Source organism: Halomonas sp. 3D7M, assembly GCF_014897885.1.
GTDB lineage: Bacteria > Pseudomonadota > Gammaproteobacteria > Pseudomonadales > Halomonadaceae > Vreelandella.
The window spans coordinates 1-3,308 of record NZ_JABUZF010000125.1; the positions used below are offsets into that span (position 1 = coordinate 1).

A 3,308-nucleotide genomic window follows, 5' to 3' on the forward strand; every position below is an offset into this window, starting at 1 on the left:
CGGGGGGGGGGCTTGCTTTTTTAATGTATGCTAGCACCCATCAGAAAACGCGATGGGATTAATAGGATGAATGAGCGCCAAGACACCGCTGATATCGATTTGATGACTGAGATCTCCACTCTCTATTATGTGCAGGGCGAGACTCAGAAAGTGATCGCCAATCGGCTCGGACTTTCCCGGATCCGGGTGGGTCGACTGCTCAAGCGCGCCCAGACGGAGGGGATCGTGGATGTCCGGGTGCGTCAGCATCCAGCAGTCAGCGCTGAGATTGAGTTCGAGCTGAAGCGTCGCTTTGGTCTGAAGCGCGCCCTGATCGCTTTGGATAACGCCGATCCGGACATTCAGCGCTCTTCAGTGGCCAGCCTGGTGGCTGACTATCTATCACGCATCTTGACCGATGGTCAGATCGTTGCTGTGGGTATGGGGCGTAATGTCGGGGCGGTGGCCGACAATATCTTCGGTGCCGAGCCGCTTAACGTGTCTTTCGTTTGCGCTATCGGTGGCTCGCTAAGGGCAGGGGAGTACATGAATCCGGACCATATCTGTCGGCGCATGGCGAGCAAGTTCGGAGCGGAAAGTGAAACCCTCTACGCACCGGCACTGGTGCAGAATAGCGAGCTGCGTGATGCTATCTATGAAAACCCGACCGTACGTCAAACCCTTGATCGTGCTCGCCGTGCCAATATAGCACTGATTGGCGTTGGCGATGTTAGCGAAAACAGTAACATGGTGCGCATGGGTTGGTTCACTCCCCAAGAGATTGCCGAGGCGCGACTCTCTGGTACCGTTGGCGACGTGATGGGCTACGACTTTATCGATATTCATGGTCACCCCTCTGCTACGCCTATGCAGGGCCGGGTTATTGGTCTGAGTATTCAGGATCTGACCCGAGTGCCCGATGTTATTGCCATTGCCAGCGAAAACACCAAGGCGGTGGGTATTCTTGGGGCGCTGCGTACTGGAGTGATTGATACCCTCGCTACAAGCGCCTCCAATGCGCACACTATTATTCGCCTGGATGAGGCGACCCGTCGGGGCGAGAGCTCCACCTGATCGAGCAGGTCCAGCTACCCATTGCCTACCTAATAAGCCACCTCGCACCACCTGCTGATGCGAGGTGATGGCGCTCGTCTCTGGATGTTGCTAGGCCCCTGCTCTTTGTCCTTCGGTATGACGGTTTGGAAAAAAAACCTGTTACTCGTCTTAAAATATGTTCATATGATCACTATGTGATCACATAATTTTAGTTAAATTGTTGCCCTCCGCATCACTATGCTGCTGCATGGATAAGATGAAATATATAAAATCCTTAATAATCATAAGCATATTAGTTATCCTAAAGTATTAGAGAGTTATTGGTACTGGATGCATTGACGCAGCAACAACTCTGATACTTAATACATATGAACGAAGAGAGAGCTTTTGTAATAATCGGCATGCTAAGGAGGTTCACATGACCAGCGCCAGCAGTAACGTGACAACTACCAACCTTGAAGTACCTGAAACCATGAAGGCTGTGGTTGCTTATGCTCCCGGTGATTACAGGCTGGAAGACGTGGCGGTTCCCAAGGCGAGAGATGGCGAGGTACTGATCAAAGTCGAGGCATGCGGTATATGCGCCGGTGATCTGAAAGCCTATGAGGGTGCGCCGAGTTTCTGGGGCGATGAAACACAGCCGGCCTACATCAAGGCCCCCATGATCCCCGGGCATGAGTTTATTGGACACGTTGTAGGGCTCGGCGATGGTGTTGAGGGCTTTGCAATCGGAGACAGAATAATTTCCGAGCAAATCGTGCCCTGCTGGGATTGCAGGTTCTGCAATCGCGGCCAGTACTGGATGTGCGAAAAGCATGATGTCTATGGCTTTCAGCACAATGTTAACGGCGGTATGGCCGAGTATATGGTGTTCCCCAAAGAAGCCATCAATTTCAAACTGCCTGATGACATCCCGATGGAGAAGGCCGTTCTGGTCGAACCCTATGCCTGTTCACTGCATGCCGTAAAGCGTGCCCAGATAGAGTTGGGTGATGTTGTGGTGCTGTCGGGAGCGGGAACGCTGGGGCTGGGCATGATCGGTCCCATCAAGAAATCCGGCCCTGCCAAGCTGGTTGTCCTTGATTTGAACAACAACCGCCTTGAACTTGCCAAGAAATTTGGTGCGGACATCGTGCTCAACCCTGCTGAGGTTGATGTCGTTGACTATGTAAAGAGCATCACGGATGGCTATGGGTGTGATGTCTATATAGAAGCTTCTGGTGCAGTGCAATCGGTTGAACAGGGTTTGTTCATGATTCGCAAGCTGGGCCGTTTCGTGGAATTCAGTGTTTTTAAGGACCCGGTAACCGTTGACTGGAGCATTATCAGTGATCGCAAGGAGCTCGATGTTCTCGGCGCCCATCTTGGCCCGTATTGCTACCCCCTAGTGATCGAAGGAATCAGCAACGGAGACTTCCCCACCGACAATGTCGTCACACACAAGCTGCCACTTGAAAAATTTCATGATGGACTGGACTTGATGCGCAATGAGCCTGATGCGTTGAAAGTGGTACTAGTGCCGGATTGGAAGGGCTAGTCGTCAGGAGGGCTAGCCTCCCTGGTGGCTAGTCCAAGCTCAATAACTAACATCCAAATACAACGATAAGTGGAGTTGTCATGACGGCCACAATAAATTTTGCTTCCAAAGCCAGTGGGAAGCATAGAGGGGCTTACGTCCTTGGTGCATTAACACTGCTGCTTGTCATTCTCATGATGATGGACACCCATACGGTCAAGATCAGCGAACTCGAAGACTCAGGCGAATTTTCTCAACAGCGTTTTGGAGAAGAGAACTTTCCGTCTATTCAGGAATATATTCAAGCCAATGCCATCAGTGCTGAAGAATTGGCGGCTGAGGTGCTGGAAGATGCCGGTGCCGCTGGCCAGGCCTATGGTGTTGCGGCGGGAATTGGTCACATTGTACCGGTGACGATGACGGGCGTCGCTGAAGCAGGCCAGTCAGGTATCTATTCTCTCGATATTGAGGGAGTACCCGACGATATCACTATTCGCGTTCAGACCGGCCCTGTTATCAATGGCACCACGCTGCGTGATGCCACAGGAGATATCGCATTTGGCAACTTCACTAACCAAATCGAGTATCAGGATGCGGGGGCGGCTCTTAACGAAGAGATGAAACGTCAGGTATTGGAAGGTATCTCCGAGCTGGATCTGACCGGCAAAACCCTTGAAGTAGTGGGTGCCTTCATGCTGCTAAACCCCAGTCACTGGCTGGTAACCCCGGTGCAGTTGAACGTTTCTGAGTGAGGGTT

At 51.9% G+C, this 3,308-nt stretch carries 3 protein-coding genes; all 3 read left to right on the plus strand.

Translation table 11 applies throughout. From position 1 onward, the window contains the following. Positions 1-66: 66 nt before the first annotated feature. The 3 genes from INT22_RS05775 (at position 67) to INT22_RS05785 (ending at position 3,303) form a co-directional block, all read left to right on the plus strand. Positions 67-1,053 (plus strand): sugar-binding transcriptional regulator, encoded by a 987-nt coding sequence (locus INT22_RS05775; protein ID WP_193067857.1) that lies wholly within the window; start codon positions 67-69, stop codon positions 1,051-1,053. 400 nt (positions 1,054-1,453) lie between these two features. Continuing rightward, positions 1,454-2,572, plus strand: coding sequence for an MDR/zinc-dependent alcohol dehydrogenase-like family protein (locus tag INT22_RS05780; protein WP_193067858.1), 1,119 nt, complete (start codon positions 1,454-1,456; stop codon positions 2,570-2,572). A gap of 80 nt (positions 2,573-2,652) precedes the next feature. Next, positions 2,653-3,303 carry a DUF2291 family protein gene (locus INT22_RS05785; RefSeq protein ID WP_193067859.1) on the plus strand — a complete coding sequence of 217 codons (651 nt, stop codon included), beginning with the start codon at positions 2,653-2,655 and terminating at the stop codon, positions 3,301-3,303. The last annotated feature ends 5 nt before the right edge of the window (positions 3,304-3,308 follow it).

Bases quoted from the DNA above. Each gene is read 5' to 3' on its own strand.
- INT22_RS05775 (WP_193067857.1), top strand. From the start codon at position 67: ATGAATGAGCGCCAAGACACCGCTGATATCGATTTGATGACTGAGATC.
- INT22_RS05780 (WP_193067858.1), top strand. From the start codon at position 1,454: ATGACCAGCGCCAGCAGTAACGTGACAACTACCAACCTTGAAGTACCT.
- INT22_RS05785 (WP_193067859.1), top strand. From the start codon at position 2,653: ATGACGGCCACAATAAATTTTGCTTCCAAAGCCAGTGGGAAGCATAGA.